This is a genomic window from Nocardioides alkalitolerans, assembly GCA_038184435.1.
GTDB classification, from domain to species: domain Bacteria; phylum Actinomycetota; class Actinomycetes; order Propionibacteriales; family Nocardioidaceae; genus Nocardioides; species Nocardioides alkalitolerans_A.
In genome coordinates, this window is record CP116227.1 from 3,845,068 (window position 1) to 3,871,639 (window position 26,572).

General features: G+C 75.3%; 23 protein-coding genes. 13 read left to right on the plus strand and 10 right to left on the minus strand.

From position 1 onward, the window contains the following. Positions 1–98: 98 nt before the first annotated feature. Both PIR53_18295 and PIR53_18300 read right to left on the minus strand, forming a co-directional pair. Entirely contained in the window at positions 99–809 is a 711-nt protein-coding gene (locus PIR53_18295) for a dTDP-4-dehydrorhamnose 3,5-epimerase (protein ID WZH51954.1), read from the minus strand. Positions 810–1,063: 254 nt separating this feature from the next. Next, a complete protein-coding gene (locus PIR53_18300; protein WZH51955.1) occupies positions 1,064–2,542 on the minus strand; it encodes a carboxyl transferase domain-containing protein in 1,479 nt (492 codons plus the stop codon). A 104-nt stretch (positions 2,543–2,646) separates the two neighbouring features. Here PIR53_18300 and PIR53_18305 point away from each other — a divergent pair, with 104 nt between their 5' ends. Next, positions 2,647–3,447, plus strand: coding sequence for an SDR family NAD(P)-dependent oxidoreductase (locus PIR53_18305; GenBank protein ID WZH51956.1), 801 nt, complete (start codon positions 2,647–2,649; stop codon positions 3,445–3,447). Positions 3,448–3,471: 24 nt separating this feature from the next. Here the strand turns inward: PIR53_18305 and PIR53_18310 are convergent, their stop codons facing one another. Next, positions 3,472–4,272 carry a LuxR C-terminal-related transcriptional regulator gene (locus PIR53_18310; GenBank protein ID WZH51957.1) on the minus strand — a complete coding sequence of 267 codons (801 nt, stop codon included), beginning with the start codon at positions 4,270–4,272 and terminating at the stop codon, positions 3,472–3,474. A gap of 101 nt (positions 4,273–4,373) precedes the next feature. Here PIR53_18310 and PIR53_18315 point away from each other — a divergent pair, with 101 nt between their 5' ends. Then, complete coding sequence (locus tag PIR53_18315; protein ID WZH51958.1) at positions 4,374–5,924, plus strand: AMP-binding protein; 1,551 nt, start codon at positions 4,374–4,376, stop codon at positions 5,922–5,924. A 54-nt stretch (positions 5,925–5,978) separates the two neighbouring features. Next, positions 5,979–6,479 (plus strand): hypothetical protein, encoded by a 501-nt coding sequence (locus PIR53_18320; GenBank protein ID WZH51959.1) that lies wholly within the window; start codon positions 5,979–5,981, stop codon positions 6,477–6,479. A gap of 85 nt (positions 6,480–6,564) precedes the next feature. Here PIR53_18320 and PIR53_18325 read toward each other — a convergent pair whose 3' ends face one another. The 3 genes from PIR53_18325 to PIR53_18335 all read right to left on the minus strand — a co-directional run bounded on the left by PIR53_18325 (position 6,565) and on the right by PIR53_18335 (position 11,179). Continuing rightward, on the minus strand, positions 6,565–7,749 hold the full coding sequence (locus PIR53_18325) for an alpha/beta fold hydrolase (GenBank protein WZH51960.1): 1,185 nt from the start codon (positions 7,747–7,749) through the stop codon (positions 6,565–6,567). Further along, a complete protein-coding gene (locus PIR53_18330; GenBank protein ID WZH51961.1) occupies positions 7,746–9,005 on the minus strand; it encodes a lyase family protein in 1,260 nt (419 codons plus the stop codon). The genes PIR53_18325 and PIR53_18330 overlap by 4 nt, the downstream gene beginning before the upstream one ends. Before the next feature lie 107 nt (positions 9,006–9,112). Next, on the minus strand, positions 9,113–11,179 hold the full coding sequence (locus PIR53_18335) for a hypothetical protein (GenBank protein ID WZH51962.1): 2,067 nt from the start codon (positions 11,177–11,179) through the stop codon (positions 9,113–9,115). Positions 11,180–11,350: 171 nt separating this feature from the next. On the opposite strand from PIR53_18335, the gene purL reads away from it, so the two are divergent. Next, on the plus strand, positions 11,351–13,636 hold the full coding sequence (gene purL, locus PIR53_18340; protein WZH51963.1) for a phosphoribosylformylglycinamidine synthase subunit PurL: 2,286 nt from the start codon (positions 11,351–11,353) through the stop codon (positions 13,634–13,636). Between the two features lie 32 nt (positions 13,637–13,668). Beyond that, on the plus strand, positions 13,669–13,875 hold the full coding sequence (locus PIR53_18345) for a hypothetical protein (GenBank protein ID WZH51964.1): 207 nt from the start codon (positions 13,669–13,671) through the stop codon (positions 13,873–13,875). Positions 13,876–13,944: 69 nt separating this feature from the next. On the opposite strand, the gene PIR53_18350 is transcribed toward PIR53_18345, so the two are convergent. Next, positions 13,945–15,183, minus strand: coding sequence for an MFS transporter (locus tag PIR53_18350; GenBank protein WZH51965.1), 1,239 nt, complete (start codon positions 15,181–15,183; stop codon positions 13,945–13,947). An 82-nt stretch (positions 15,184–15,265) separates the two neighbouring features. On the opposite strand from PIR53_18350, the gene PIR53_18355 reads away from it, so the two are divergent. The 5 genes from PIR53_18355 (at position 15,266) to PIR53_18375 (ending at position 18,410) form a co-directional block, all read left to right on the plus strand. Continuing rightward, on the plus strand, positions 15,266–15,877 hold the full coding sequence (locus PIR53_18355) for a helix-turn-helix domain-containing protein (GenBank protein WZH51966.1): 612 nt from the start codon (positions 15,266–15,268) through the stop codon (positions 15,875–15,877). A gap of 140 nt (positions 15,878–16,017) precedes the next feature. Continuing rightward, on the plus strand, positions 16,018–16,539 hold the full coding sequence (locus PIR53_18360; GenBank protein ID WZH51967.1) for a hypothetical protein: 522 nt from the start codon (positions 16,018–16,020) through the stop codon (positions 16,537–16,539). Between the two features lie 102 nt (positions 16,540–16,641). Further along, positions 16,642–16,995 (plus strand): sterol carrier family protein, encoded by a 354-nt coding sequence (locus PIR53_18365; protein WZH51968.1) that lies wholly within the window; start codon positions 16,642–16,644, stop codon positions 16,993–16,995. Positions 16,996–17,008: 13 nt separating this feature from the next. Further along, on the plus strand, positions 17,009–17,440 hold the full coding sequence (arfB, locus tag PIR53_18370; GenBank protein WZH51969.1) for an alternative ribosome rescue aminoacyl-tRNA hydrolase ArfB: 432 nt from the start codon (positions 17,009–17,011) through the stop codon (positions 17,438–17,440). A gap of 184 nt (positions 17,441–17,624) precedes the next feature. Continuing rightward, positions 17,625–18,410, plus strand: a complete 786-nt coding sequence (locus tag PIR53_18375) for an alpha/beta hydrolase (GenBank protein ID WZH51970.1) — start codon at positions 17,625–17,627, stop codon at positions 18,408–18,410. Positions 18,411–18,423: 13 nt separating this feature from the next. Here PIR53_18375 and PIR53_18380 read toward each other — a convergent pair whose 3' ends face one another. From PIR53_18380 to PIR53_18390, 3 genes are read right to left on the minus strand one after another with little or no spacing between them, the layout of a single operon-like run. Then, positions 18,424–20,094, minus strand: coding sequence for a phospholipase D family protein (locus PIR53_18380; protein WZH51971.1), 1,671 nt, complete (start codon positions 20,092–20,094; stop codon positions 18,424–18,426). A 4-nt stretch (positions 20,095–20,098) separates the two neighbouring features. After that, the gene (locus tag PIR53_18385) at positions 20,099–20,794 is read right to left on the minus strand and encodes a response regulator transcription factor (GenBank protein ID WZH51972.1); all 696 of its coding nucleotides are present in this window, start codon (positions 20,792–20,794) and stop codon (positions 20,099–20,101) included. Beyond that, positions 20,787–22,151: a sensor domain-containing protein gene (locus PIR53_18390; protein ID WZH51973.1), complete on the minus strand. Its 1,365-nt coding sequence runs from the start codon at positions 22,149–22,151 to the stop codon at positions 20,787–20,789. The genes PIR53_18385 and PIR53_18390 overlap by 8 nt, the downstream gene beginning before the upstream one ends. 161 nt (positions 22,152–22,312) lie before the next feature. On the opposite strand from PIR53_18390, the gene PIR53_18395 reads away from it, so the two are divergent. The 3 genes from PIR53_18395 to PIR53_18405 are packed head-to-tail and all read left to right on the plus strand — an operon-like array spanning position 22,313 to position 26,402. After that, the gene (locus tag PIR53_18395) at positions 22,313–22,939 is read left to right on the plus strand and encodes a PadR family transcriptional regulator (protein WZH51974.1); all 627 of its coding nucleotides are present in this window, start codon (positions 22,313–22,315) and stop codon (positions 22,937–22,939) included. Further along, entirely contained in the window at positions 22,936–23,682 is a 747-nt protein-coding gene (locus PIR53_18400; GenBank protein WZH51975.1) for an ABC transporter ATP-binding protein, read from the plus strand. Before PIR53_18395 ends, PIR53_18400 begins: the two co-directional genes overlap by 4 nt. Continuing rightward, positions 23,679–26,402 (plus strand): FtsX-like permease family protein, encoded by a 2,724-nt coding sequence (locus PIR53_18405; GenBank protein WZH51976.1) that lies wholly within the window; start codon positions 23,679–23,681, stop codon positions 26,400–26,402. The genes PIR53_18400 and PIR53_18405 overlap by 4 nt, the downstream gene beginning before the upstream one ends. Positions 26,403–26,572: the final 170 nt, after the last annotated feature.

A 26,572-nucleotide genomic window follows, 5' to 3' on the forward strand; every position in this document is an offset into this window, starting at 1 on the left:
CGTCTGGAGCGCCGGGACCCGTCTCCCATGGTGTCCCCGCACTCGTGGTCGTCCGATCCCCTAGGAGAATACGGAACGGAGGAGCCCGCGTTCCAGTATCAGAAACGACCGGAATCGTCCAGAATTTGTGGCGAATGGCGGGAACTCGTCGGGCCGTCGGCTCGTTGTCCGGGAAGGTGCGTTCTGCCGTCCTGGGCTCTGCCCGGTGCGCGGTCCGCCGCGCCGTCCCGTGCGCCGTCCCCCGCGCCGTACGTCGGGAGGAGACCGGCGGCGAGCGCCTCCGCGAGCGTGGGGGCAGAGGCGTCCCGGGCCGACATCACGGGCTCGAGGTCGGCCGGGATCGGGAGGCCGAGCGCCGGGTCGAGCGGGCTCACCGTCCGCTCCCGCTCGGGCGCGTAGACGCTGGAGCAGAGGTAGAGCACCGTCGACGCGTCCTCCAGCGCGCAGAAGGCGTGGCCCAGGCCCTCGCCGATGAGCACGGCGCGGCGGTCGACGCTGTCGAGCCGCACGCACTCCCACGTGCCGAAGGTCGGCGAGCCCACCCGCAGGTCGACGACGAAGTCGAGGAACGACCCCGTGAGGGCGGTGACGTACTTGGCCTGCCCCGGCGGCACGTCGGCGAAGTGGACGCCCCGCACGGTGCCGCGGCCGCTGACCGACACGTTCGTCTGCCACACGTCGAGGTCGTGGCCCGTCACCGCGGCGACGGTGTCGCGGCGGAACGACTCCAGGAAGACGCCGCGCTCGTCGGGGAGCTGCACCGGGGTCACCGTCCAGGCGCCCTCGATGCGGGTCGGCACTACCTCCATGGCCTCTCCCTGTCGCCGCGGCCCGTCGGGGTCGGTCGCGACCCTAGCGCTGCGGTGCGTCGGGAGCCGACGACCTCGGCCCAGGTTGAGCGGAGCCGCTCCGGCTCGACCCGGAGCGGTCGTGGTGGGCAGTCCGGCACTTTCCCCGGCTGACCGGGGAACACGCCACTTAGACCATCAAATTTGATGGTCAAAGCGACACTTTCCCCGGCTGACCGGGGAAAGTTGTCAACTCCTGTGACTCGCCCCCGGGCCTAGAACGCGTAGCGGCGGGCGCGCTGCGACACCGACCCCGCGCCCGCGACGAGCAGGCGCGACAGCTCGTGCTCGAGCACCCCGCCGACGCGCGCGCAGAACGCCTCGGGCTCCTCGGCGGCGTCGGGCAGCTCGGGCACGACGACGTCGACGACGCCACGGGCCGCGAGGTCGAGGGCGCGCACCTGCTGGGCGCGGGCCATCTCGGCGGCGTGGTCGAGGTCGCGGTGCACGATCGCGCTCGCGCCCTCGGGCGGCAGCGGTGAGAGCCACGCGTGCTGCGCGGCGACGACCCGGTCGGCGGGCAGGAGCGCGAGGGCGCCGCCGCCGTTGCCCTCGCCGAGCATGAGGCACAGCGTGGGCGCGTCGAGGGTGACGAGGTCGGCGAGGCAGCGGGCGATCTCGCCGGCGAGACCGCCGTTCTCGGCGTCGGCCGACAGCGCGGCACCCTGGGTGTCGATGACCGTCATCAGCGGCAGCTTGAGGTCGGACGCGAGCCGCATCCCCCGGCGGGCTTCCCGCAGCGCCTCGGGTCCCATCGGGTGCTCCCGCGTCTGCCCCCGCCGGTCCTGGCCGAGGAAGACGCAGGGCGCGTCGCCGAAGCGCGCCAGCGCGATGATGAGGCCGGGGTCGGCCTCGCCCTCGCCGGTGCCGTTGAGCAGCACGACGTCGCTCGCGGCGTACTTGAGCAGGCGCCGCACCCCCGGGCGCTCCGGGTTGCGGGACCGCGTCACGGCGTCCCAGGTGTCGACGTCGGGGACGGGGGCGAGGTCGGGCGGCGGCACCGTGCCGACGCCCCGGCGGCGGGCGAGCAGGATGGTGAGGGCCCGGTCGACGATATCGACGATGTCCTCGGGCGCGACGACGGCGTCGATGATGCCGCGCGCGTAGAGGTTCTCCGACGTCTGCACGCCCTCGGGGAACGGCTGGCCGTAGAGCGCCTCGTAGACCCGCGGTCCGAGGAACCCGACGAGCGCGCCCGGCTCCGCGACCGTCACGTGGCCCAGCGAGCCCCACGAGGCCATGACGCCGCCGGTCGTGGGGTGGCGGAGGTAGACGAGGTAGGGCAGCCCGGCCTTCTTGTGCGTCGCCACCGCCGCCGAGATCCGCACCATCTGCACGAACGCCGGCGTGCCCTCCTGCATGCGCGTGCCGCCCGACACCGGCGCCGCCAGCAGCGGGAGCCCCTCGGCGGTGGCGCGCTCCACGGCGGCGACCACGCGGTCCGCGGCCGCCCGCCCGATCGAGCCCGCGAGGAACCGGAACTCGCCGAGCATGACCGCGACGCGGCGTCCGCGGATGAGGCCCTCGCCCGTCACGACGGACTCGTCCGTGCCGGCCTTCTCGGCGGCGGCGGCGAGCTCCGCGGCGTACCCCTCCGCGATGTCCCCGCGTTCCGGGGGCGTGTCCCAGGAACGCCACCTGCCGGCGTCGATGACGAGGTCGACGAGGTCGTGGGAGGTCAGCCGCGTGGTCACGCCCCGACGCTAGCGCGGGGGCCGGTGCCGGGGGAGGGGTACGGCGCGGACGGGTCCACCCCGTCGGGTGAGTCCGTTGGGGTGAGGGGGCTACAACCTCTGACATGGACCTCGGCATCGCAGGACGCACCGCACTCGTCACCGGAGGCGACTCCGGCATCGGCTGGCACACCGCCCGCATCCTCCTCGCGGAGGGCGCCACCGTCGTGCTCAGCGACAAGGACCCCGACTCCCTCGCGGAGGCGGCGGCCAAGCTCGACGCCCCGGACGGCCGGCTGCACCACGTGGCCGCCGACCTCACCTCGGAGGCGGCAGCGCTCGAGCTGCGCGACGCCGTGCTCGGGCTCGTGCCCACGATCGACGTGCTCGTCCACGCGGCCGGGGTGACCGGTGCGCAGGGCAAGTTCCACGAGATCGACGACGACGGCTGGGTCGACACCCTCACCATCGACCTGCTCGCCCCGGTCCGCGTGACGCGGGCGTTCCTCCCCGCGCTGCGCGACGGCGGCTGGGGCCGGATCGTCTACCTGACCAGCGAGGACGCGCTCCAGCCCTACGACGACGAGCTGCCCTACTGCGCCGCCAAGGCCGGCGTGCTGTCGTTCGCGAAGGGTCTCTCCCGCTCGTACGCCGCGGAGGGTCTCCTCGTGAACTGCGTGTCGCCCGCGTTCATCTCCACGCCGATGACCGACGCGATGATGGAGAAGCGGTCCGACGAGCTGGGCGTGTCGTTCGACGAGGCCATCGAGAGCTTCCTCGACGAGGAGCGGCCCTACATGGAGCTCGGCCGCCGCGGGAAGCCGGAGGAGGTGGCCAACGTGGTCGCTTTCCTCTGCTCCGACCTGGCGTCGTTCGTCAACGGGTCGAACTACCGCGTCGACTCGGGGTCGGTCGCGACGATCTGAGGGCCCGTCCGGCTGCGCCGCGGGTCAGGCCAGGAGCCCCGCGCGCCGGGCCAGCACGACGGCCTCGAGCCGCGTGGCGGCGCCGAGCTTGGCCATCACGTTCTTCACGTAGCCCTTGACCGTGTGCAGGGTCAGCCCCAGCTCCTCGGCGATGCGGGCGTTGCTCGACCCGAGGGCGACGAGGGCGAGCACGTCGCGCTCCCGCTGGGTGAGGTGCACGAGGGCGAGCGCCTCGGCGGACGCGGGCGCCTCGGGGGCAAGGTTGTCGGCGGCCCGCACGAGGGCGTCGCGGAGCAGCGGGTCGTCGAGGTCGGCGGCGAGGCGGCGGAGGTCGGCGTACGTCGCGCGCACCCGTTCGCGCAGGGCGGCGGCCCCGTCGTCGTGCGCCGTGTCGAGGGCACGCGCCACGGCCAGCGCCTGCTCGAGGGCGCGGGCCTCCGCGGTCAGCACGTCGAGCGTGCGGCCCCCCAGGTCGCCGGGGGAGTGGAGCGCGCCGTACAGGACCGCGACGGGACGTCGGTCGACCACGACGGGCACGGCCGCCATGGCGTGGAGGCCCTCGGCGGCGATGATCGCGTCGTACCGGTGGGAGATCGAGCGGCTGCTCAGGTAGTCGCTGAACGCGTGCGCGCGCCCGAGCGCGAGGACCCGGCCGCCGAGGCCGTGGCCCGGCTGCAGCGTCGTGCCGGCGAGGCGTCCGACCGTGCGGCCCTCGAACCGGTCGAGGGTGACCCGACCCTCCACCACGGAGCCGGCGAAGGCGAGCGAGACGGCGGCGCCGCGGCGTACCCGCCCCAGCGTCTCGTCCAGCGCTCGACCGCTCATGCGACCTCCTCCGCACCCCTCCTCGGAGGGTGGCGGGCGGCCGACGGCGCCCGCACCATGTGACCTCCGTGACACACCGACCGTCATTCTAGGAGGAACCCGTGACCGCCGTCGTCGCCGATCGCGTCCGTGAGGAGCTCGAGGGCTGGCTGGCCGCCTACGCCGCCCCCGACGCCTGCGCCGCCACCCTGCTCAACGACGGCCACGCCCCGGACGCCGTGGCCTTCCGGCTGCTCGACGCGTGCTACGGCGAGCGCGTGCTGACCCACGGCGAGCTGCGCGACCTGTCCTCCCGCCTCGCCACCGGCCTCGCCGAGCGCGGCGTGGGCGCGGGCGACCGGGTGGGGGTGCTCATGGGCAAGCGGCTGGAGTACGTCGTCACCCTCCTCGCGCTCTGGCGCCTCGGCGCCGCCCTGGTGCCGCTCTTCACCGCCTTCCAGACCGGGGCGATCGAGACGCGCACCTCCGGCAGCGGCGCCCGGCTGGTCGTCACCGAGCCCTCGCAGCGCTCGAAGCTGGACCCCATCCCGGGTCTCGACGTGCTCGTGACCGGCGACGAGTTCGACGCCCTCCTCACCCGCGAGCCGCTCGCCGAGCCGGTCGCGGTCGGCGGCGACGGCCTCCTCGCGATGCTGTTCACCAGCGGCACGACGGGCAAGCCCAAGGGCGTGCCGATCCCGGTGCGGGCGCTGGCCGCCTTCCACGCCTACGTGGACCTCGGGCTCGACGTCCGGCCCGACGACGTGTTCTGGAACGCCGCCGACCCGGGCTGGGCCTACGGGCTCTACTACGGGATCCTCGGCCCGCTGGTCGCCGGTCGGCCCAACATCCTGCTCGACGCCGGGTTCTCCCCGGACGCCACCCGCGAGGTGTTCACCCGCTGCGGGGTGACCAGCTTCGCGGGCGCCCCGACGATGTACCGCGCCATGTCGAAGGACCCCTCCTTCACCGGCTTCTCCCTGCGCCGCGCCTCGTCGGCGGGCGAGCCGTTGACGCCGGACGTCGTCGCGTGGGGGCGCGAGGCGTTGGGCGTCGAGGTGCGCGACCACTACGGCCAGACCGAGCACGGCATGTGCATCGTCAACGCCTGGCACGACGACGTGCGCCAGCCCGTGCGTACCGGCTCCATGGGCCCCGCCCTGCCCGGCTTCACCGCCGGCGTGGTCGACGGCCAGATCGCCCTCGACGTGGAGGCGTCGCCGCTGATGTTCTTCCGCGGCTACCACGAGGCGCCGGAGAAGTCGGCGGAGCGGTTCACGCGGGACGGCCGCTGGTACCTCACCGGCGACATCGGCCGCGTCGACGAGGACGGCCACTTCTTCTTCGCCTCCCGCGACGACGACGTCATCCTCGCCTCGGGCTACCGCATCGGACCGTTCGACGTGGAGAGCGTGCTCGTCACGCACCCCTCCGTCGTCGACGTCGCGGTCGTCGGCAAGCCCGACGAGGTGCGCGGGGAGGCCGTGACGGCGTACGTCGTGCTCGCCCCCGGCACCGCGCCGACCGACGGGCTCGCGGTCGAGCTGCAGCAGCTGGTGCGCAACCAGTACTCCGCCCACGCCTACCCCCGCGTCGTGCACTTCGTCGAGGAGCTGCCCAAGACGCCCAGCGGGAAGGTGCAGCGCTACCTGCTGCGCCAGCGGCAGGACTGATCTCCCCGGGTGGTCGGGGCATGGACGCCGGCCACCCGGGGTAACCAGCGGCCCGTGGGCGACGACGCGGTGCGGGTGCTGGTGGGGATCGGCGTCGGGCTGCTGCTCGTCTTCCTGGTGCTGGCCCTCGTCTACCGCTTCCGGCGGCTGCCCTTCGCCCACCGGGCGATGTTCCAGCCGTCGCCGCGGGTGCTCGGCGACGCCGAGGGCCAGCGGTTCCTGGCGGTGCCGACGGTGTCGACCCATCGTGGCCGTCCCGGTCGGATGCAGCCGGTGCGCGGCCACCTCTCGCGCGCCGACGAGGTCGTCATCGGGCCGGCGGGCGTGGACCACCACCGCCGCAGCCTCGTGCGTCCCCTCGCGCGCCACGTGCTGCCGTACGGCGAGGTGCGGTCCGTCGAGGCCCGCAGCGCCCACGGCGCGGCGCAGGTGGCGGTGCTGCTGCGGGACGGGAGCGAGCTGCTGATCAGCGCCGCGTCGATGGCGGCGCAGCAGGCCGCCGTGACCGAGATCCGGTGGCGCTGCGGGGACGGGGCGGCGCCGGCCGACCCCTAGTCACCGCCGGCCGCGAGTTCTGCGGAACGGACGCAACGCGGGGCGCCCCCAGACCGCATCCGTTCCGCAGGACGTACGGCGCGGGCTACAGCTCGACGCCCTCGGCCCGCAGCGTCTCCTGCGCGACGCGGAAGGCGGCCGCGGCGGCGGGCGTGCCGCAGTGGACGGCGGTCTGCAGGAGGACCTCCGCCAGCTCGTCGACGCTGACCCCGTTGCGGAGCGCGGCGCGCACGTGGACGGCGAGCTCCTCGTGGTCGCGCTGCGCCACGAGCGCGGTGAGGGCGACGACGGACCGCGTGCGGCGGTCGAGGCCGGTGCGGGACCAGACGGAGCCCCAGGCGTACTGCGTCACCAGGTCGTCGAAGTCCCGCGTGAACGGGGTCGGCGCGTCGCCGGCGCCGTCGAGGTGCACGTCGCCGAGCACCTGGCGCCGCACGATCGCGCCCGCGGCCGCGCGCTGCGACTCGGTGATGACCGCGCCCTGCTCCAGGTGGCGGCGCAGCAGGTCGGCCACCTCGGCGGGCGCCTCGGCAGGGGCGAGGTGCGCCACGTCCTCGAGCACGACGGCGCGGCCGTCCGCCACCCCGGCGGCGATCGTCTGGAGGTCCGACGGCGGGGTCGCCTCGTCGCACACCCCGGCCACCGTCAGCACGGGGACCCGGATGGAGCCCAGCCGGTCCCGCACGTCGAACGTCGCGAGTGCCTTGCAGACCGCGGCGTACCCGCTCGCGTCGGCCTCCTCGAGCGACGCCAGGAGCGCCTGGGCGGCCTCCGGCTCGCGGTCGGGGAAACCCGGCGCGAACCAGCGCTTCGCCGAGCCCTCGACCATCGTGGCCGTGCCGAACGCCCGCACCATCGCGGCCCGCTCGTGCCACCCGTCGGGCGTGCCGATCTTCGCGCCGGTGCAGATCAGGGCTGCCGCGGCCACCCGCTCGGGGGCGTCGAGCAGCAGCTGCAGGCCCACGGCGCCGCCGACCGACACCCCGGCGTAGACGAACGTGCCGCTCGCCTCGCCCCGCTCGCGCAGGATGCGCTCGGCGAACGCGAGCACGCCCCCGGCCAGCTCCGCCATCGTGAAGGCCTCGCCGGGCGCCGGGCTCGTCCCGTGCCCCGGCAGGTCCCAGCCGACCACGTGGTGGTCCTCGGCGAGCAGTGCCGCGCTCCGCTCCCAGAGCGCGGTCGCGGAGGTGCCGAGGGACGGGCCGAGCAGCAGCAGCGGGCCGTTGCCGGCCTCGCTCAGCTCGACGCCGTCGATGACGGGGACGCTCATGGGCGGGTCCTGTTCTGCACGATCTGGTCGGTGATGCCGAGGTACGACGAGGGGCCGCCGTCATCGGCAGCATTCTCCCCACCCGTTCCGGCGACCTCGACGAGACCCCGCACGGCGTCGCGCTCGGCCAGCAGCGCACCGGCCGCGCGGGCGCGCTCGCGCATGGCGACGACGTCGACCTGGAGGCCCGCGACCAGCTCGGACGTGTGCGCCGCGGCGACGACGGTGCGTCGGGCGAGGTCCCGCAGGGTCGCCCACTCGGCGTGCCACGCGCCGTCCGGCCGCTCGTCGTTCGCGAACGCCGCGGCCGTGTGGAGCGTGCCCGCCAGGCCCGGAGCGGTGATCGCGGCGCGACGTACGAGCACCGCCAGCACCGGGTTCTGCTTCTGCGGGATCGTGGACGAGCCCCCGCGGCCGGTGCCGAGCGGCTCGGCGACCTCCGCGATCTCGGGACGCGTCAGCGTGAGCACGTCCGAGGCGATGCGGCCCATGGCGGAGCTCGCCGTCGCGAGGGCGTCCCCGACGCGCGTCACCGGGAAGCGCGTCGTGTGCCACGGCGCCGCCGGCACCAGGCCGAGCGCCGCCGCCGTCTCGCGGGCGAGCGCGACGGTCGCGCCCTCCGGGTCGCGGAGGCCGCGGCGCCGCGCGAGCTCCACGGTGACGGCGAGCGTGCCCGCGGCCCCGCCCACCTGCGCCGGCAGCACCGAGTGCGCGAACGCCACCGAGGCCCGCGCGTCCTCGATCCCCGCCAGCCACCCGCTGGCCTTGAGGCCGAACGTGATGGGGACGGCGTGCTGGGTGAGCGTGCGCCCCACCATCACCGTGCCGCGGTGGGCGCCGGCGAGCGCGTCGAGGGCCTGGGCCTGGGTGCCGAGCTCGATCTCGAGCCGGCGCAGGGCCGTCCCCGCGCACAGCATCAGCGCCGTGTCGACCACGTCCTGGCTGGAGAGGCCCTGGTGGAGCCACTGGGCGGTCTCCTCCCGGCCGGCCTCGACGAGCCGGTTGCGGAGCGTCGAGACCAGCGGGATGACGGGGTTCCCCCCGCCCTCGGCGTCGAGGACGATCCGGGCGACGTCGCTGCCGTCGAGCAGCTCGAGCAGCTCGTCGGCGCTCACGGCGACGCCGCGGGGCGCCAGCCCGTGCGCCACGAGGCCGGCCGACCAGGCCGCCTCGAGCGCCACCATCCCCTCGAGGAGTGCGGAGTCGGCGAAGAGGGCACCTGCCCGCTCGTCACCCGGCCAGAAGAGGTCGCTCACGCCCCCAGTGTCCAGGGTGCGCCAGAGCGGCCCACCCGACGTACGACGACGGCCCCGCCTCCACGGGGGAGACGGGGCCGTCGGCGGTGGGTCGGATCAGCCGCGGGTCACGGACGCGGCGGGTCCTGCGGTCGCTCGAACTGCGACGTGTCGCCGCCCGCGGGGGGACGCACGATCGTCTGCTCGCTCGGGTCGTCCTGCGGGGCCGGCGGCTGCTGCGCGGGCTGGCCCTGCGGGGCGCCCCACGCCTGCTGTCCGGGCTGGCCCGGCTGGCCCTGGGGCTGGCCGTAGCCACCCTGCTGGCCGGGCTGGCCCTGCTGCGGCCACTGCTGGCCCGGCTGGCCCTGGGGCGCGCCGTACTGACCGGGCTGCCCCTGCGGCTGGCCGTAGCCACCCTGCTGGCCGTAGCCACCCTGCTGGCCCGGCTGGCCGTACTGGCCCGGCTGACCCGGCTGGCCGTACTGACCGGGCTGGCCCTGCGGAGCGCCGTACGGGCCCGGCTGGCCCTGCGGCTGGCCGTAGCCACCCTGCGGGCCGGGCTGGCCGTACTGACCCGGCTGGCCAGGCTGCCCGTACTGGCCCTGCTGCGCACCGGCCGGCTGCCCGCCCTGCGGCAGGATCGAGCCGAGCACGTTGCGGATCGACGGCGGGGCCGTCAGCGCGGCGATGGCCAGGCCGGAGAGGCCGAGCCAGGCGCCGGCCGAGTAGACCGAGAGGCTGTAGCCGTTGAGCGCGTCGGAGCCGTTGAGCACCGCGACGTAGACGATGCCGAGGACGAAGTTGCCGGCCACCATGCCGACGACGACCAGACGACCCTTGCGGGGGTCGGACAGCATCGTCGTCGGGATGACCGCGAGCGCGATCGCGATGACGCCGAAGACGAGCGAGACGATCGTCGAGCCGGTGAAGCCGTCGCCGAGGAAGTCCTCGGTCTGGATGTAGATCAGCACGAGGAGCGTGCCGAGGACCGTGAGGCCGACGACAGCGGCGTTGACGTAGAGCGCCAGCTTGGCCGCGCCGACCCAGGCCCAGAACGGCTCCTGGGGCGTGGTCGCCCGCTGCACGGGGCGCGTCACGAGGAGACCGGCGAGCAGGCCGACCGTGAAGAACGTCGAGCCGGGCACGTTCCAGCCGTGCAGCTCGGCGTCGAAGATCGAGCCGTCGTCCCCGGCGAACATGGCGGTCACGAGACCCACCAGGAGCAGCGTGGCCAGCACGAGGCGGGCCTCCTCGCTGCGCTTCATCAGGGTGAGGGTCGGCCAGGCGATGGCGACGACGGGGATCAGCACCGACACCACCACGAGCGCGGCGAACGCGAGGAACGGGTCGAAGATCTCGACGTCCTCGGCGAGGCCCCAGACGATGTAGAGCAGGAACGTCAGCACCGCGAGGCCGACGGTCGCCCACGCCAGGATCCACGTCGCCTTCCACCAGATCGCCTCACCGGTGGCCTGGCCGTTCGTCTCCTCCGACTGGCGCGGGGAGATGGCGAGGACGGCACCCGCCATGGCGAGGGCCACGCCGGCGCCGATCCCGCCGTCGAAGCGGTCGCCGCCGGAGATGAGCTCATTGATGAGCGCCGCCAGCACGCTGCCCACGTAGGGCAGCAGGAGCGCGGCCTTCGCGAGCGTCACCTGCACCGGCGGGATGGGCAGGACGTTCGACTTGACGAGGTAGGGCACCGCGACGGAGAAGATGCCGATGAGGGCGGAGACCCACACCCACCAGCGCTCGGCGCCGACGCCGTTGGAGTCCCACAGCGTCCACAGCGGCGCCAGCAGCAGCAGGAACGCCCCGCCGTCACGCACGTAGTCGCTGATGGGCGTGCCCGCGAACGGATTCACCTTGGGGACGGAGGGCCGTGGCGGGGCCTGGGGCGCGCCGTACCCCGGCTGCCCGTAGCCCTGCTGGCCCCATCCCGGCTGGCCCTGCGGCGGGCCCTGGGGGTAGCCACCCTGCTGCGGGTAGCCCTGCTGCGGGTAGCCGCCCGGCTGGCCCTGCGGCGGCGGAGCGCCCCACGGCTGGCCCTGCTGACCGGGCTGGCCCGGCTGGCCGGGGGGCGGGGGCGGCTGCTGGCCCCAGCCCGGCTGGCCCTGGGGCGCGCCGTACCCGGGAGCACCCGGCTGCGGGGGTTGGCCGCCCTGCTGCGGATAGGGATCGGACGGGTTCGACATTCGAGTGCTCCTCGCATCGACTCGGTGCGGGCCTGGACCCGCAACGTAGCAATTCAGGCACCACGCGACGACGGGTCGTCGCCGCGTGGACCGGCGGGTCCTGCTTCCCCACTTACCCACGACTTACTCCTGTGGCGGGGCACGGGTGTGGACGGCGATACGATGCGGCCCGTGACGGACGCTGCTGCTCCCGCTGTTTCCCCCTCGGTCCTCGACACCGTCGAGCGTGCGGCGGGCGACCCCGACCGCAGCCAGCCGTGGGCCGACCTCGGTCTGAAGGAGGACGAGTACGCCCGCATCCGCGAGATCCTCGGGCGCCGCCCGACGTCGAGCGAGCTGGCGATGTACTCCGTCATGTGGAGCGAGCACTGCTCCTACAAGAGCTCCAAGGTGCACCTGCGCCAGTTCTCCGAGATCCCGCAGGAGACGCGGGCCGGAAAGATGCTCGCCGGCATCGGCGAGAACGCGGGCGTCATCGACATCGGCCAGGGCTACGCGGTGACGTTCAAAGTGGAGAGCCACAACCACCCGTCCTACGTCGAGCCCCACCAGGGCGCCGCGACGGGCATCGGCGGCATCGTCCGCGACATCCTCGCCATGGGCGCCCGCCCGGTCGCCGTCATGGACCCGCTGCGCTTCGGACCGCTCGACGCGGAGGACACGTCCCGCGTGCTGCCCGGCATCGTCGAGGGCGTCGGCCACTACGGCAACTGCCTCGGCCTGCCCAACATCGGCGGCGAGGCGGTCTTCGACGCGACGTACCTCGGCAACCCCCTCGTCAACGCCCTCTGCGTCGGCGTGCTGCGCCACGAGGACCTCCACCTCGCCAAGGCGAGCGGTGCGGGCAACCAGGTGATCCTGTACGGCGCGCGCACCGGCGGCGACGGCATCGGGGGCGTCTCCGTGCTCGCCTCCGAGACGTTCGACGCCGACGGGCCTGCGAAGCGCCCGAGCGTGCAGGTCGGCGACCCCTTCATGGAGAAGCTGCTCATCGAGTGCACGCTCGAGCTGTTCGCGGCCGGCGTGGTCGCCGGCATCCAGGACCTCGGCGGCGCCGGTCTCTCGTGCGCCACCTCCGAGCTCGCCAGCGCCGGCGACGGCGGCATGCACGTCGAGCTCGACAAGGTGCTGCTCCGCGACTCCACGCTCGCTCCCGAGGAGATCCTCATGAGCGAGAGCCAGGAGCGGATGATGGCCGTCGTCGAGCCCGACGACGTGGCCGCGTTCCTCGCGATCTGCGCCAAGTGGGACGTCGAGGCCGTGGTCATCGGCGAGGTCACCGACACCGGCCGTCTCGAGATCGACTGGCACGGCGAGCGCGTCGTCGACGTGCCGCCGCGCACGGTGGCCCACGACGGACCGGTCTACGAGCGTCCCTTCGCCCGGCCCGACTGGCAGGACGGCCTCCAGGCCGACGCCGCCGAGGCCCTCCCGCGGCCGAGCGGCGGCGACGAGCTGCGGGAGACCCTGCTCCGCCTGGTCGCGTCGCCGAACCTCTGCGACAAGTCGTGGATCACGGACCAGTACGACCGCTACGTGCGGGGCAACACCGTGCTCGCGCAGCCGTCGGACTCCGGCATGGTGCGCGTCGACGACGAGACCAACCTCGGTGTCGCGGTCTCCACGGACTGCAACGGTCGCTTCGCGAAGCTCGACCCCTACGCCGGCGCGCAGCTCGCGCTCGCCGAGTCGTACCGCAACGTCGCGACGGGTGGCGCCGTGCCGCTCGCCGTCTCCGACTGCCTCAACTTCGGCTCGCCCGAGGACCCGGCCGTCATGTGGCAGTTCGCCGAGGCCTGCCGCGGCCTCAAGGACGCCTGCCTCGAGCTCGGCGTGCCGGTGACCGGCGGCAACGTGAGCCTCTACAACCAGACCGGGGAGACGGCGATCCTGCCGACGCCGGTCGTCGCCGTGCTGGGCGTCGTCGAGGACGTCACCCGCCGCACGCCCACCGGCTTCGAGACCTCCGGCGACCAGCTCGTGCTGCTCGGCACGACCCGCGAGGAGCTCTCCGGCTCCGAGTGGGCGCACGTCGTCCACGGCCACCTCGGCGGTCGCCCGCCGGCGCTCGACCTCGCCGGGGAGCGTCGCCTCGCGGGTCTGCTCGCCGACCTCGTGGGCGTCGCCTCCTCCGCGCACGACCTCTCCGACGGCGGCCTCGCCCAGGCGCTCGCCGAGTCGACGTTCCACCGCGGCATCGGTGGGACCGTGGCGCTGGCGGAGGTGCACGAGGACCCGTTCGTGGCGCTCTTCGCGGAGTCCACCGGCCGGGTGCTCGTCTCCGTCTCGGCGGACGCGCTCAACGAGCTGCTCGCGCGGGCGGCGGCGCACGACGTGCCCGCGGCCGTCATCGGCCGCACCGGTGGCGAGGACCTCGTGGTCGAGGGCCAGTTCACGCTGCCCGTGGCCGAGGCCCGTGCCGCCTGGGTGGCGACGCTGCCGGCGGTCCTGGGCTGATCGCGCTTGTCGCCCCACGTCACGATGGGGCCATGAGCGATCAGAAGCACGACGACCAGCAGTCCGAGGGGCAGGTCTCGGAGGTCAGCGGCATGGACCCCGCCGACGCCGACACCCCGATCGCGCCCGACCAGGCCGTCGCGGGCTACCCCGACTCCGAGAGCGGCAAGCCCGACGAGGGCCCGGCCGGTCCAAACGCCATCCCCGACCACGAGCACGAGAACAAGCCGCACGCCTGATCCACCGTTCCGGGTCGTGGCCCCAGCGCACCGTTTTCCGGGGCGCTGGGGCCACGACGCGTCGGGGGGTCAGGCGGCCGTCGCCCACTCCCGCGGCCGCGGGACCCGGCGCACGCTCCGGCTGCAGGTGACGAGGAGCGCGGTGAGCAGGCACCCGCCGAGGAGCGCGGCCGTGGCGACCGACCCGCCGTACGCCGCGAGCAACGCCCCGCCGAGGAGCGGCGCGAACGGCATGAGCGACCACGACAGGAACGCCGTCGTCGCCGCGACCCGCCCCTGGAGCTCGGGCGGGGTCAGCGACATCCGGTAGGCGCCGATGCCCGCGTTGCCGATCGGGTTGAGGAGCACCAGCATCCCGACGCACGCCGCGGCGGTGACGGGTGTGGCCCACCAGACGAGGGGCACCAGCGGCACGGCGCACGACCAGCCGACGGCGACGGTGAGCCGCCCGGTGCGGGTGCGGTCGATGACGGCCGGCGCGATCGCGGCCCCGACGATGCCCGCCGCCCCGACGACCGCCATCGCCACGCCGATCGCGGCCGGGCTGTGGCCCGCCTCGGCCATCCGCACCAGCACGACGAACAGCAGCCCGTTGACGACGAGGTTGCCCAGCGCCGACCAGACGGCCAGCACCCGCATGACGGGGTGGCGCGCGACGTACCGCGCCCCGGCCACCACCTCCCGCCCCGCGCCCGCGAGCAGGCGCCCCTCGCGCCGGGCCGCCGGGGCGAGGTCGGTGCGGATCCGGCCGAGGGTGAGGAACGAGACGAGGTACGTCGCCGCGTCGAGCGCGAACGGCAGCCAGCGCCCGACGCCGAGCAGCACGCCGCCGAGCGGGGCGCCCGCGAGGCCCGCCACGTGGCCCCGGGCCTGGTTCTGCGCCAGCGCCGTGGGCAGCTCGGCGGTCGCGACGACCGAGCGCACCGCCGACACCTGCGCCGGCTCGTAGATCCCCGCGAGCCCGCCGGCGACGAGCGCGCCGACCACGAGGCCCGCCGCCGGGAGGGTCCCGGTGGCGAGGGTGGTGGCGAGCGCGCCGTACACGGCGAAGCCGGCCAGGGAGACCGCGCGCAGGAGGCGGCCGCGGTGCACGCGGTCCACGAGCGCGCCCGCGGGGAGGAGCACGAGGACGATGCCGCCGAAGTACGCCGCCTGCACGAGCGCCGCCGTGCCGGCCGAGCCGGTGAGGGCGAGGGCGACGAGGGGGTAGGCGAAGGCGCTGGTGCGGTTGCCGAGCTCGGAGACGGTCTCGCCCACCCACAGCACGGTGAAGTCGCGGTTGCGGGCGAGCTGGCGGTAGCCGGTCATGGGAGGACGGTAGATCCGCACGTGTCATTGCGCAAGTAATGGTGCGCAATGGGTGGTGCGGACTGGCGGTAAGGTCGCGCTCATGCCCGGACGCCCGTCGATCACCGACCCGCGCGTGCTCCGCGCGTTCGCCCACCCCGTGCGCTCGCGGATCCTCGAGGAGCTCAACGCCCGCGGACCGCAGCGCTCCGCCGACCTCGCGCGGCTGCTCGACCTCCCCGCCAACCAGGTGAGCTTCCACGTGCGCAACCTGGCGGGCTACGGGCTCGTCGAGGAGGCTCCCGAGCTCGCCCGCGACCGGCGCGACCGCGTGTGGCGCGCCGCGGACGGTGGCGACGGCTTCCGGCTCGACCTGGAGGCGGTGGCCGCAGCACCGGGGGGCACGGCGGTCGCCGCGGCCTGGCGCGGACGCGCGGGCGCGCGGGCCCACCGGGCGGTGGACGCGGCGTACACGGCCGCCCGGGACCCCGCCGTGCTGCGCAGCATCACGGAGGCGACCTTCCTGCTGACGAAGGACGAGGCGTCCGCGCTCGAGGGCGAGCTGACCGAGGTGCTGCACCGGTGGACGGTGCGCAGCCGGGCGGCGGGGGAGGAGCCCGCCGGGGACGCGGGACGTTCGGTCTACGCCCTGCTCCAGATCCTCCAGCCCCGGGTGCCCGACGAGGAGGAGCCCGGCCAGGGCGCGGAGGGCTGAGACGCGGGACGCCCTCGTCCGAAAGGGCGACCTGACACCGCGTGATACCCCCGGGGGGCTTTGCGGGCCCCTCCGGACCTTGGTAGACCAGAAGTGAGGCCTCTTCAGAGCACGACACAACCGAACACAGGAGTCGAACAATGAAGAGAGCACTGGCCCTCTCGGGTGCCGCTGCCGCCGTCATCGGAACGACCCTCTTCGTCGCCCCGCCAGCCGCACAGGCGGACGAGTGCGTGGGGGGCAGCAGCTCAGGCAAGTGCGTGCAGGTGCTCAGCACCTCCGTGTCGACGTCCGTGGTGGAGACGGTCCCCATGCAGAACAGCTCGGGGACGACCGCGAGCTTCACCTGCGGCTTCTCGCAGACGATCTCCCGCAGCGTGGAGTCGAGCGCCAGCGCGGAGCTGAGCGTGTCGGCGCAGGTCGCCGCCGTCGGTGCGTCCGCATCGGTGGGCGTGAGCGAGTCCGTCAGCCAGTCCGCGAGCGAAGCCTCGTCGGCCGGCGGCACCGTGACCCTCGCCCCCGGCGAGAGCATCCTCTGCGAGCGCACCTACAGCGCCGTGACGGCGCAGGTGCGGGAGTACAGCTACTCCGGCACCGGCACGACGGAGACCGCCCGCTACCAGGTCACCGTCCCCTCCAGCCTGGGTATCCGTCTGAGCTGACCGCACCACGCCGCACCGCGGAGTCGTGGCCCCAGCGCACCGGACGACGGCGCGCTGGGGCCACGACTCCGTCCGGGCGCGGGAGGGTGGTTCGATGGGAGGGTGCCCCGTCGCCTCCTGCCCGCCGCCGCCCCCGACGTCGCGGCCGCCCTCGCGCGCTGGCGCGCCGGCGACGCCGACCGCGCGGACCGGAAGCTGCTGGTGAAGCACTACCTCGCGATCCTCCAGGAGCGGGCGCCCGGCGCTTCTGTGGAGGTCCGGGTCCCGCCGTACGCCGCGGTGCAGGTCGTCCCGGGCGTGCGGCACACGCGGGGCACGCCGCCCGCCGTGGTCGAGACCGACGCCGACACGTGGATCCGGCTCGCCACGGGGGAGACCGCGTGGGACGAGGCCGGGACGGCGCTCACGCGCAGCGGCGAGCGGACGGACCTGTCGACGTACCTCCCCCTCGGCTGAGCCCGGACGAGCCGTGGACCTCTCCGCCGACCTCGAGGTGAACGCCCGCTGGCGCGTGCCTGCGAGCGAGCTCGTCGAGCGGTTCTCGCGCGGGTCCGGGCCGGGGGGCCAGGGCGTCAACACCACGGACAGCCGCGTCGAGCTCGTGCTCGACCTCGCCCGCTCGTCCTCGCTGCCCGACCACCTGCGGGAACGGGTGCTCGAGCGGCTCGCCGGCCGCCTCGTCGACGGGACCGTCGTGGTGGTCGCGAGCGAGCACCGCGCGCAGCGCGACAACCGGCGAGCCGCGCGGGTGCGCCTGGCCGCGCTCCTGCGCGACGCGGCCGCCCCGCCATCCGCACCGCGTCGGGCGACGAAGCCCACCCGGGGATCGCAGCGACGACGGCTCGCGGCGAAGACCCGGCGATCGGAGGTCAAGCGTGGGAGGCAGGGACGGTGGGACTGACGGGGGGACTGACGGGGGGATTGACGGTGCACGACTCACACGACGGGGGCTCGCGGCGCTGGGCGTCGGGCTCGGCGGCGGGCTGGCCCTGGGTGGCCTCGCCGGTTGCGCCGACGACGGCCTGCCCGGCGGTGCCGACGACCCGCCGCCCCCGGAGGCCACGAAGCTGCCCGGGACCGACGTCATGAGCCCGCGGCGGATCGCCTACGGCGACGACTCCTCGCAGTGGGGCGACCTCTACCGCCCCAGCGCCGCTGCCGACCCCGACGGCCCGGCCTCCAAGGGGGTCGTCGTGGTGGTGCACGGGGGCTTCTGGAAGGCCGAGTACGACGCGAGCCTCGGCGCGCCGCTCGCCCTCAGCCTCGCGGAGAACGGCTGGACGGCACTCAACCTGGAGTACCGCCGCGTCGGGGACGGCGACGGCGGGGGTGGGGGCTACCCCGCCACCTTCGACGACGTCGCCGCCGGGATCGACCTGCTGGCCGACGTCGAGGAGCTGACCGACGCCGAGCGCGCCACGGTCGTCACGCTCGGGCACTCCGCCGGCGGGCACCTCGCCGTGTGGGCCGCCGCCCGCGGCCGGTTCGAGCGCTGGTCGCCCGTGCGCGTGCCGGTCACCGCCGCGGTCAGCCAGGCGGGGGTGCTCGACCTGACGGCCGGGCTCTCCGACGCGAACGCCGCCCCGAACGTCCTGGCCCTCATGGGCGGGGACGCGGAGGCCGACCCCGCGGCGTACGACGCGGCCGATCCCGCGCGGCACCTGCCCCTCGGCGTACCGGTCCGCTGCGTCCACGGCACCGCCGACACGATCGTGCCGCTCCGCCAGTCGCGGGACTACGTGGCCGCGGCGACGGTGGCCGGCGACGACGCGACCCTGACCGAGGTCGACGGCGACCACTTCATCGTCATCGACCCCGCCACCGAGGCGTGGGAGCGCACGCTGGAGCTGCTGGAGGACCTGCGCGCGTGACGGGTCCCGCGGCTCAGTAGGACTCGGTCGCCCGCAGGTGCGCCGGACGGCCGTCGGGGTCGTGCACCGTGGCCAGCAGCAGCCGCGCCAGGGGCCGCAGCACCGCGGGGGGCTCCGCCCGGGGCAGGCGGCGCAGGTGGCCGGGAGGCCGCTCGCCGACGCGGCCCGCGGCGTGCCAGTCGTCGAGGTGCGTCGCCGCCAGCGAGAGCTGCTCGAAGAACCCGTCCGCGGTCTTGCAGTCGGCGACGCGGTCGAGCTCGCCGACGTCCGCACCGTCCGGGCCGACGCCCTCGTCGGGGGCGAGCCGCCCGAGGTGCTCGGCGGCCAGCCGCATCCGCAGGGTGCGCGCGTGCACCGGGTCGAGCACGGCGGCGGTCAGCTCGGAGTCGTGGGTCCAGGAACGGCGGTTGAAGTTGTCCGAGCCCGTCGTCGCCCACGTGTCGTCGACGATGCAGACCTTCGCGTGCACGTAGACGGGGGTGCCGGAGGTGTTCTCGAGGCAGTACGCCGCGACCCGCCCCGGCGCGACCCGCACCAGCCGCTCGAGGGCGCGGTGCCGGGCCAGCAGCTGCGCCTGCCGGTTGATGCCGTCCTGGTCGGGGTGGCGCGGGACCACGATGACGACGCGCAGTCCGGGCTCCGCCTCGAGCTGCTGCTCGAGGGCGGCCACGACGTCGTTGCCGTGCGGCTCGTTGGTGGAGCTCTTGCGGCGTCCCGGCAGGTTGTGCTCGGTGTCGTGGCTCCAGAAGAACTGGTCCTCGATGTAGACGAGCTCGCGGGCCCGCGCGATCGCCCGCGAGTAGCCCCGCGCCACGCTGCGCTCGCCCTCGGGAGCGAAGTCGTAGCCCCGGCCCGGGCCGAGGTCGGGGTAGGTGCGCAGCAGCTGCACCGTCGCGTCGCCCGCCGGCGGGGGCGCGGCGGCCTGCGGCGGCAGCGGCGACGGGTCCGTCTCGACGCGGCGCAGGGCGTCGGCGATCCGGCGCCAGGGCGCGAGCGTCAGCGGCGCCGGGTCCTCCCAGCGCTCGCGGAAGGTCGTCTCCACGTCCCGCACCACGGGGCCGCGCAGCTCGAGCTGCACGTCGTGCCAGGGCGAGTGCGCGCCGTACTCCTTCGTCAGGCCGCGCGCCTGCGGGTCGCCCGCGTGGTGCTGGTCGTCGCGGCGGTTGCGGGCGAGGTCGATGCCGCCGACGAAGGCGACGTCGCGGTCCGCGTCGTCGGCGTGCCGCACCACGACGAACTTCTGGTGGTGGGAGCCGCCGGGCCGCACCCGCATGTCGAGGGACACCTCGGCGCCGCGGCGGCCGAGCTGCTCGCCGAGGTGGCGGTTGCTGGGCGCGAAGAAGCCGGCCTGGTCGGTGTGGGACCGCCAGACGAGGCCGCGCACGTCGACGCCCCGCGCCAGGGCGCGGCCGAGCACCTCGACGACCTCGCTGCCCGGCTCGCCGGTGAGGCGGAGGTTCCCGTCGCCCATCCAGTCGGTGAACCAGACGAGGTCGCCCGGTCCGGTCGCCTCGACGACCCGGTGCAGCGCCTCGAAGTAGGAGGCGCCGTCGATGTGGGCGAGGACGCGGTTGCCGGTCGTCCAGGAGCGGTCGGGCTCACCGGGCACGTCGGCGGCGTCGACGCGGGTCGCCGGGTTGCCGCGGTCGGCCGGGGAGAGCAGCCAGGCGGCGGGGTCGGTCACCCGGTCAGTATGGCCCCTGCCGCAGGAACGCCAGCACGGCCTTGACCCGGCGGTGCTGGGCGTCGTCGGCGTGGAGGTCGAGCTTGGCGAAGATGCGCTGCGTGTGCTTCTCCACGCCGCCCTCGGTGACCGTGAGTCGGGCGGCGATCGCGGCGTTGGAGAGACCCTCGGCCATCGCGGCGAGCACCTCGCGCTCACGGGGCGTGAGGGCCTCGAGCGGGTCGCGGCGCCGCCGCATGAGCTGCGCGACGACGAGCGGGTCGAGCACGGTCCCGCCGGCGGCGACGGTCGCGACGGCGTCGAGGAACGAGCCCAGCTCGCTGACGCGGTCCTTGAGGAGGTAGCCGACCCCGCCCTCGCCCGAGGCGAGGAGCTCGTCGGCGTAGGACACCTCGACGTACTGGCTCAGCACGAGGATCCGTGCCCCCGGCCGCGCGCGGCGGATCTCGACCGCGGCCCGCAGGCCCTCGTCGGTGTGGCTGGGCGGCATCCGCACGTCGACGAGGGCGAGGTCGGGCACGTGCGCGGCCACCGCGGCCACGAGGCCGGGGCCGTCGCCCGCCGTCGCGACCACGGTGTGCCCCGCGTCGGCGAGGATCAGCTGGAGGCCCTCCCGCAGCAGGACCGAGTCGTCGGCGACGACGACGCGCAGGTGCTCGCCTGTCCCGTCACTCCTGCCGTCACCCCTGCCCTCAGCCATCGAGCGGCACCTCCGCGCGGAGCACCGTCGGACCGCCGGCGGGGGAGGAGAGCAGGAGCCGTCCGCCGAGACCGCGCACCCGCTCCTCGAGCCCGGCGAGGCCCGACCCCTTGCCCTGGTGGGCCCCGCCGACACCGTCGTCGGCGACGTTCGCGGCCACGCTGGCCCCCTCCCGCTCGACCTGCACCAGCACCGTCGCGGCGCCGGAGTGCTTGGCCACGTTCGTCATGCCCTCGGCCACGACGAAGTAGAGCGCGGTCTCGACGTGCGGCGCCAGCCCGTGGGCCAGCTCCGGGTCGATCCGCAGCTCGACCTCGGCGTCGGCGCGGCTCACCAGCTCCTCGAGCGCCGGCCCGAGGCCGCGGTCGACGAGCAGGGGCGGCGCGATGCCCCGCGACAGGGCACGCAGCTCGTCGATGGCGTCCCGGGCCTGCGTGTACGCCGCGTCCAGCGCCTCCCGCGCCCGCTCGGGGTCCTTCTCGAGCTGGTGCCGGGCCCGGCCGATGTCCATCGCGAGACGCACGAGCCGCTGCTGGGGCCCGTCGTGGATGTCGCGCTCCAGGCGGCGGAGCGAGCGGGCCTCGGCGTCGCGGGCGGCGTCGCGGCCGCCGGTGGCGCGGCGCACCTCGGCCTGCAGGCTCGCCCGGCTGCAGAGCAGTGCCTCGGCCAGGCCGGCGTGCAGGAGCACGACGAGGCGGACGACCCAGGGCAGCAGGGCCAGTGCGAGGAGGCCGAGCACGAGGTTGAGCGCGCTCTCCGCGCCGCGCCCGTCGCCGAGGCCCAGGAGCTCGGCCAGCGAGCGGTTGTCGGGGTCGTCCGGCAGCCACTGCTGCCAGAACCAGAACGTGAGGCCGCCGAGCACGAGGGCCCAGCAGGTGACGACGGCGACGAACGCCAGCGTGCCGGTCGCGAGCGCCAGCACCGCCCAGACCATGTCGAGCCACGACTGCGGGTCGCGCAGCGGGGTGAGGACGCGACGGAACCTGCCGTCGCCGGGGCGAGCCGCGGCGTACGTCGGCGCCGAGGCCTCCCGGTCGAGCAGCCCGCGCATCCGGGACCGCTCGAGGTGGGCGAACCCCCGGGCCACGACCGCCGTCAGCGCGAGCACGGGGAGGCCGACGACGACGACCGCCAGGCCCGCGCCGAGGGCGACCCCGGTCACGACCAGCACGAAGCCGACGAGGCCGATCGGGAACGCCGTCAGGGCGTAGCCGGTCTCCGCCAGCACGCGGCCGGCGCCGCGGCGCCGGGTGTCGTACGGCGCGGTCGCGGGGCCGGTCGCGGGGCCGGTCGCGGGGCCGGTCGCGGGGCCGGTCGAGGCGGCGTCGACGGGCGGCATGGGACGAGTCTCGGTCATGACGACGACGCTAGGGATCGCGCGTCCCGTGTGGCAGCCGGGCGGCCGGACGATCGGGGGTCGGGGTAGCCCGACACCGGCGCGCCCTCGGCGAAATGGATACCGGGTATGTACGGCCCGTGATATGCATACCCGGTATCCACCACTGCGAGGAGGGGCCCATGTCGGTCCGCAACGCGTTGCTCGCGCTGCTCGATCCGGACCCGAAGTACGGCTACCAGCTCCGGGCCGAGTTCGAGGCGCGCACGGGAGCGACGTGGCCGCTCAACATCGGGCAGGTCTACACGACGCTCGCCCGCCTCGAGCGCGACGGCCTCGTCGAGCGCCAGGACGAGGGCGGGGGCGAGCAGCAGGTGCTCTACGTGCTGACCGAGCGCGGTCGCGCGGAGAGCGCCTCGTGGTTCGCCTCGCCGGTGCCGCGCGAGACGCCGCCCCGCGACGAGCTGGCGATCAAGCTCGCCCTCGCCGTCGACGCACCGGACGTCGACGTCGTCGCCGTCATCCAGCGGCAGCGCGAGGCGACGGTCGCGGCCCTGCAGGAGCACACCCGCGCCCAGCGCCGGTCGCGTCCCCCGGCCGGCAAGGAGCTGGGGGCGGACGAGCTGGCGTGGAGCCTGGTGCTCGACTCGCTCGTCTTCGCCGCGGAGGCCGAGGTGCGGTGGCTCGACCACTGCGAGACCCGCCTGGCCCGCCTTGGGCGACCACCCCGCCGTACCGGCCCCGGTGACCCCACCCCCACCCCCACCGCCACTGCCCACCCCGCCGAGCCGCAGGAGAACGTCCGATGAGCACACCGACCCCCGCCGCTCCCGTCGTGCTCCGCCTCGAGGACGTGCACCGCGCGCACGGTGAGGGCGCGGCCCGCGTCGACGCCCTGCGCGGCGTCACGCTCGAGGTCGCCGCGGGCGAGCTCGTCGCGATCATGGGCCCCTCGGGGTCCGGCAAGTCGACCCTGCTGACCATCGCGGGTGGCCTCGACACCCCGTCGTCCGGGCGGGTGCTCGTCGAGGGCGAGAACCTCGCGGAGGCGTCGCCGGCGGCGCGGGCGCTGCGGCGGCGCTCGTCGATCGGGTACGTGTTCCAGGACTTCAACCTCGTGCCGGCCCTCACCGCCGCCGAGAACGTGGCGCTGCCGCGGGAGCTCGCGGGGGTACGTCCGCGGGACGCCCGCGCCGACGCGCTCCTCGCGCTGGAGGAGGTCGGGGTGCCGCAGGTGGCCGACCGCTACCCCGACCAGATGTCCGGCGGACAGCAGCAGCGGGTCGCCATCGCCCGGGCGATCGTCGGCCAGCGTCGGCTCGTGCTGGCCGACGAGCCGACGGGCGCGCTCGACTCGGTGTCGGGCGAGGACGTGCTCGAGGTGCTCCGCGGGCGCTGCGACGAGGGCGTCGCCGGGGTCATGGTCACCCACGAGCCGCGGCTCGCGGCCTGGGCCGACCGCATCGTCCACCTGCGCGACGGCCGGCTGGTCGGCGCGGACGGCGGAGCGGCCGGGGACAGCACGATCGCGCTCAGCGGGGCGCGTCGATGACCGGCTGGCGGCCGCTGCTGCGGCTCGCGCGGCGGGACCTGGCGCGGCACCGCGGGCGTACGGCGATCGTCCTCGTCATGCTGACCCTCCCCGTGCTCGTCGTGACGGCGGGTGCGGTGCTGTACGCGTCCGCCGACATCAGCTCCACGGAGCGGCTCGACCGGGAGCTGGGGCCCGAGGCGCAGGCCGCCCTGGCGCCCACCTCGATGGGGCCGTTGCGCCAGGCCGCGGACCCCGACGACGGCTGGTCGTCGGGCAGCGGCGGCGGGATGGGCGACGCGTTCTCGATGGTGGACGACCCCTCCGCCGACCCGAGCGCCTGGACGGACGTGCTGGGCGACCGGCCCGTCGTCGAGCTGCGCGAGGGATCGGCGGAGGTCGAGGTCGGCGGCGGCCGCCTCTACGCCCCCGCCCTGGAGGTCGACCTGACGTCCCCGCTCGGCTCCGGGCTGGTCGAGCTCGCCGACGGGCGGCTGCCCGCGACGACGGGCGAGGTGGCCGTCAGTGCCGCGCTCGCGCGTCGCGGTGCCGACGTCGGTGACGAGGTCGAGATCGGCGGCGCGGCGCGCACGGTCGTCGGCATCGCGGAGAGCCGCACCGACCAGGGGCCGTTCGTGACGGGCCCCCTCGGTGCTCTCGGTCTCGACGACACCCAGGTGGCCTCGGCGAGGTACCTCGTCGGCGGCGCCCCGGTGACCTGGGACGACGTCGAGGCCCTCAACGCCGACGGTGTCCTCGTCCTCTCCCGGGCGGTCGTCGAGGACCCGCCGGCGGAGGCCGAGGCGATCGAGGCCGAGGTCGGCTACAGCGTCGTCGACGACGGGGTGGTCGTCTCGGGGGCACTCATCGTCGTCATGGTGCTCCTCGAGGTGGTGCTGCTCGCCGGTCCGGCCTTCGCGGTCGGTGCGCGCCGCCAGGCGCGGACGGTGGCCCTGCTCGTCACCGGCGGGGCGACGCCGGCCCAGGTCCGCACCCTCGTGCTGGCCTCCGGTGTCGTGCTGGGCGTGGGGGCGGCCGTCGTCGGCGTGCTCGGCGGGATCGCCGTCGCCGCCGTCGTGCCGTGGGGCCTGGAACAGGCCGCAGCGCAGTGGCCGTGGGTCGACCAGCAGGTGTCCGGCGGCCGCCTCGGGCCCTTCGACGTGCCGTGGGGCGCGGTGCTCGCCGTCGCCGCCTTCGGCGTGGTCAGCGCGCTGCTGGCCGCCGTCGTCCCGGCATGGCTGGCGTCGCGCACCGACGTCGTCGCCGTGCTGGCGGGCCGGCGGGGTGACGACCGCCCCGGCCACCGGTCGCCCGTCGTGGGTGCCGTCCTGGTCGCCCTGGGGGTTGCGGCCGCGGTCGGGGGAGCGGTCGACCGCGACGAGCGGCTCGTCGCCTTCGGCGCCGTGCCGCTGGTGATCGGCACCGTGCTGCTCGTCGCGCCGCTGCTCGCCCTGCTGGGCCGGTCGGCGGCCCGGCTCCCGTCGGCGCTGCGCTTCGCCGTACGGGACTCGGCGCGGCACCGCTCCCGCACGGTGCCCGCGATCGCGGCCGTGGCGGCGACCGTGGCCGGCGCGGTGGCGCTCGGCATCGGCGGCGCGAGCGACGCCGAGCAGGAGGCACGGGCCTACAGCCCCGAGCTCCCCGTCGGCCAGGCCGTCGTGCGATCGGCCACGGGGGTGCCGCTCGACGACGACCTGGCCGCCGTGGAGGACGTCGTGCCCGCAGGGGCCGTACCGGTGGAGGGTCTCGGCTTCCGCTCGGACGACGAGGTGCAGATCGACTGGAGCGCGACGATCCTGGGCGACGACGAGGGGTGGTCCTACGGGTCGTGGACGACGTCGTACGGCAGCCAGGTCCTCGTCGCCGACGACCTCGGAGCGGCGGACCTCGACGCGGGCATCGCCCCGGCCGACCGCCAGGTCGCGCGGGACGCGCTCGCTGCTGGCCGGGCGCTCGTGGTGGTCATGGACCCCGCCGGCGCGGGCGAGGAGCGGCAGGTGCTGCTCACGGCGACCCGGTGGCGGTACCAGCAGGGCACCGCCGAGGACGAGAACGACGAGCTCGTGGCGGCCGAGGTGCCGGCCACGCTCGTGCGCTCGGAGCGGCCCACGGCGCGGTTCGCCGCCGTGCTGCCGACCGCGCTCGCTGCCGAGGTGACGGCGGGCGCCCCCGCCGAGGTGCAGCCGGCGACCACGGCGCTGCTGCTGCCCGACGGCCCGGGACCGGAGGGCGCGCAGGAGCTGCGGGAGCAGGTCGAGGAGGCGGGACGGGGGCTGACGCTCTACGAGGAGACGGGGTACGAGAGCCCCGCCGAGACCGTGTGGGTGCTCGTCGGGCTCGGGACCGTCGCCCTCCTGCTCGTGCTCGTCGGCAGCCTGACGGCCACCACGCTCGCCATCAACGACGCCGCCGGCGACCTCGCGACGCTGGGCGCGGTGGGTGCGACCCCGGGGGTACGGCGCCGCATCGCCGCCTCCTACGCCCTCGTCATCACGGGGATCGGCGCCGGCCTCGGCCTGCTCGTCGGCCTGGTGCCGGGCATCGCGGTCGCGTTCCCGCTGACGGCCCCGATCGACTACTACGGCTACGGCACCGAGGGCCTGCCCGGCCCGGTGCTCGCGGTGCCGTGGCTGCTCATCGGTGCGCTGGTGCTGCTCCTGCCGCTCGTCGTCGCCGGCATCGCCGCGGCCACGACGCGCAGCTCGTCCGTGCCGGCCGGGCGGAGCGCGGCGGTGGGGTGAGGGCGGTGTGAGGGCGCGTCGAGTTGGGTTGTTCGGCGCGGCGTGCGTGTCGAGTTGGGTTGTTCGGCGCGGCGGGGGCGTCGAGTTGGGTTGAACGGCGCGGCGGGTGCGTCGAGTTGGGTCGAACGGCGGCGGGTCTCGGGGTTGTCCACAGGCCGTACGGCGGCTTT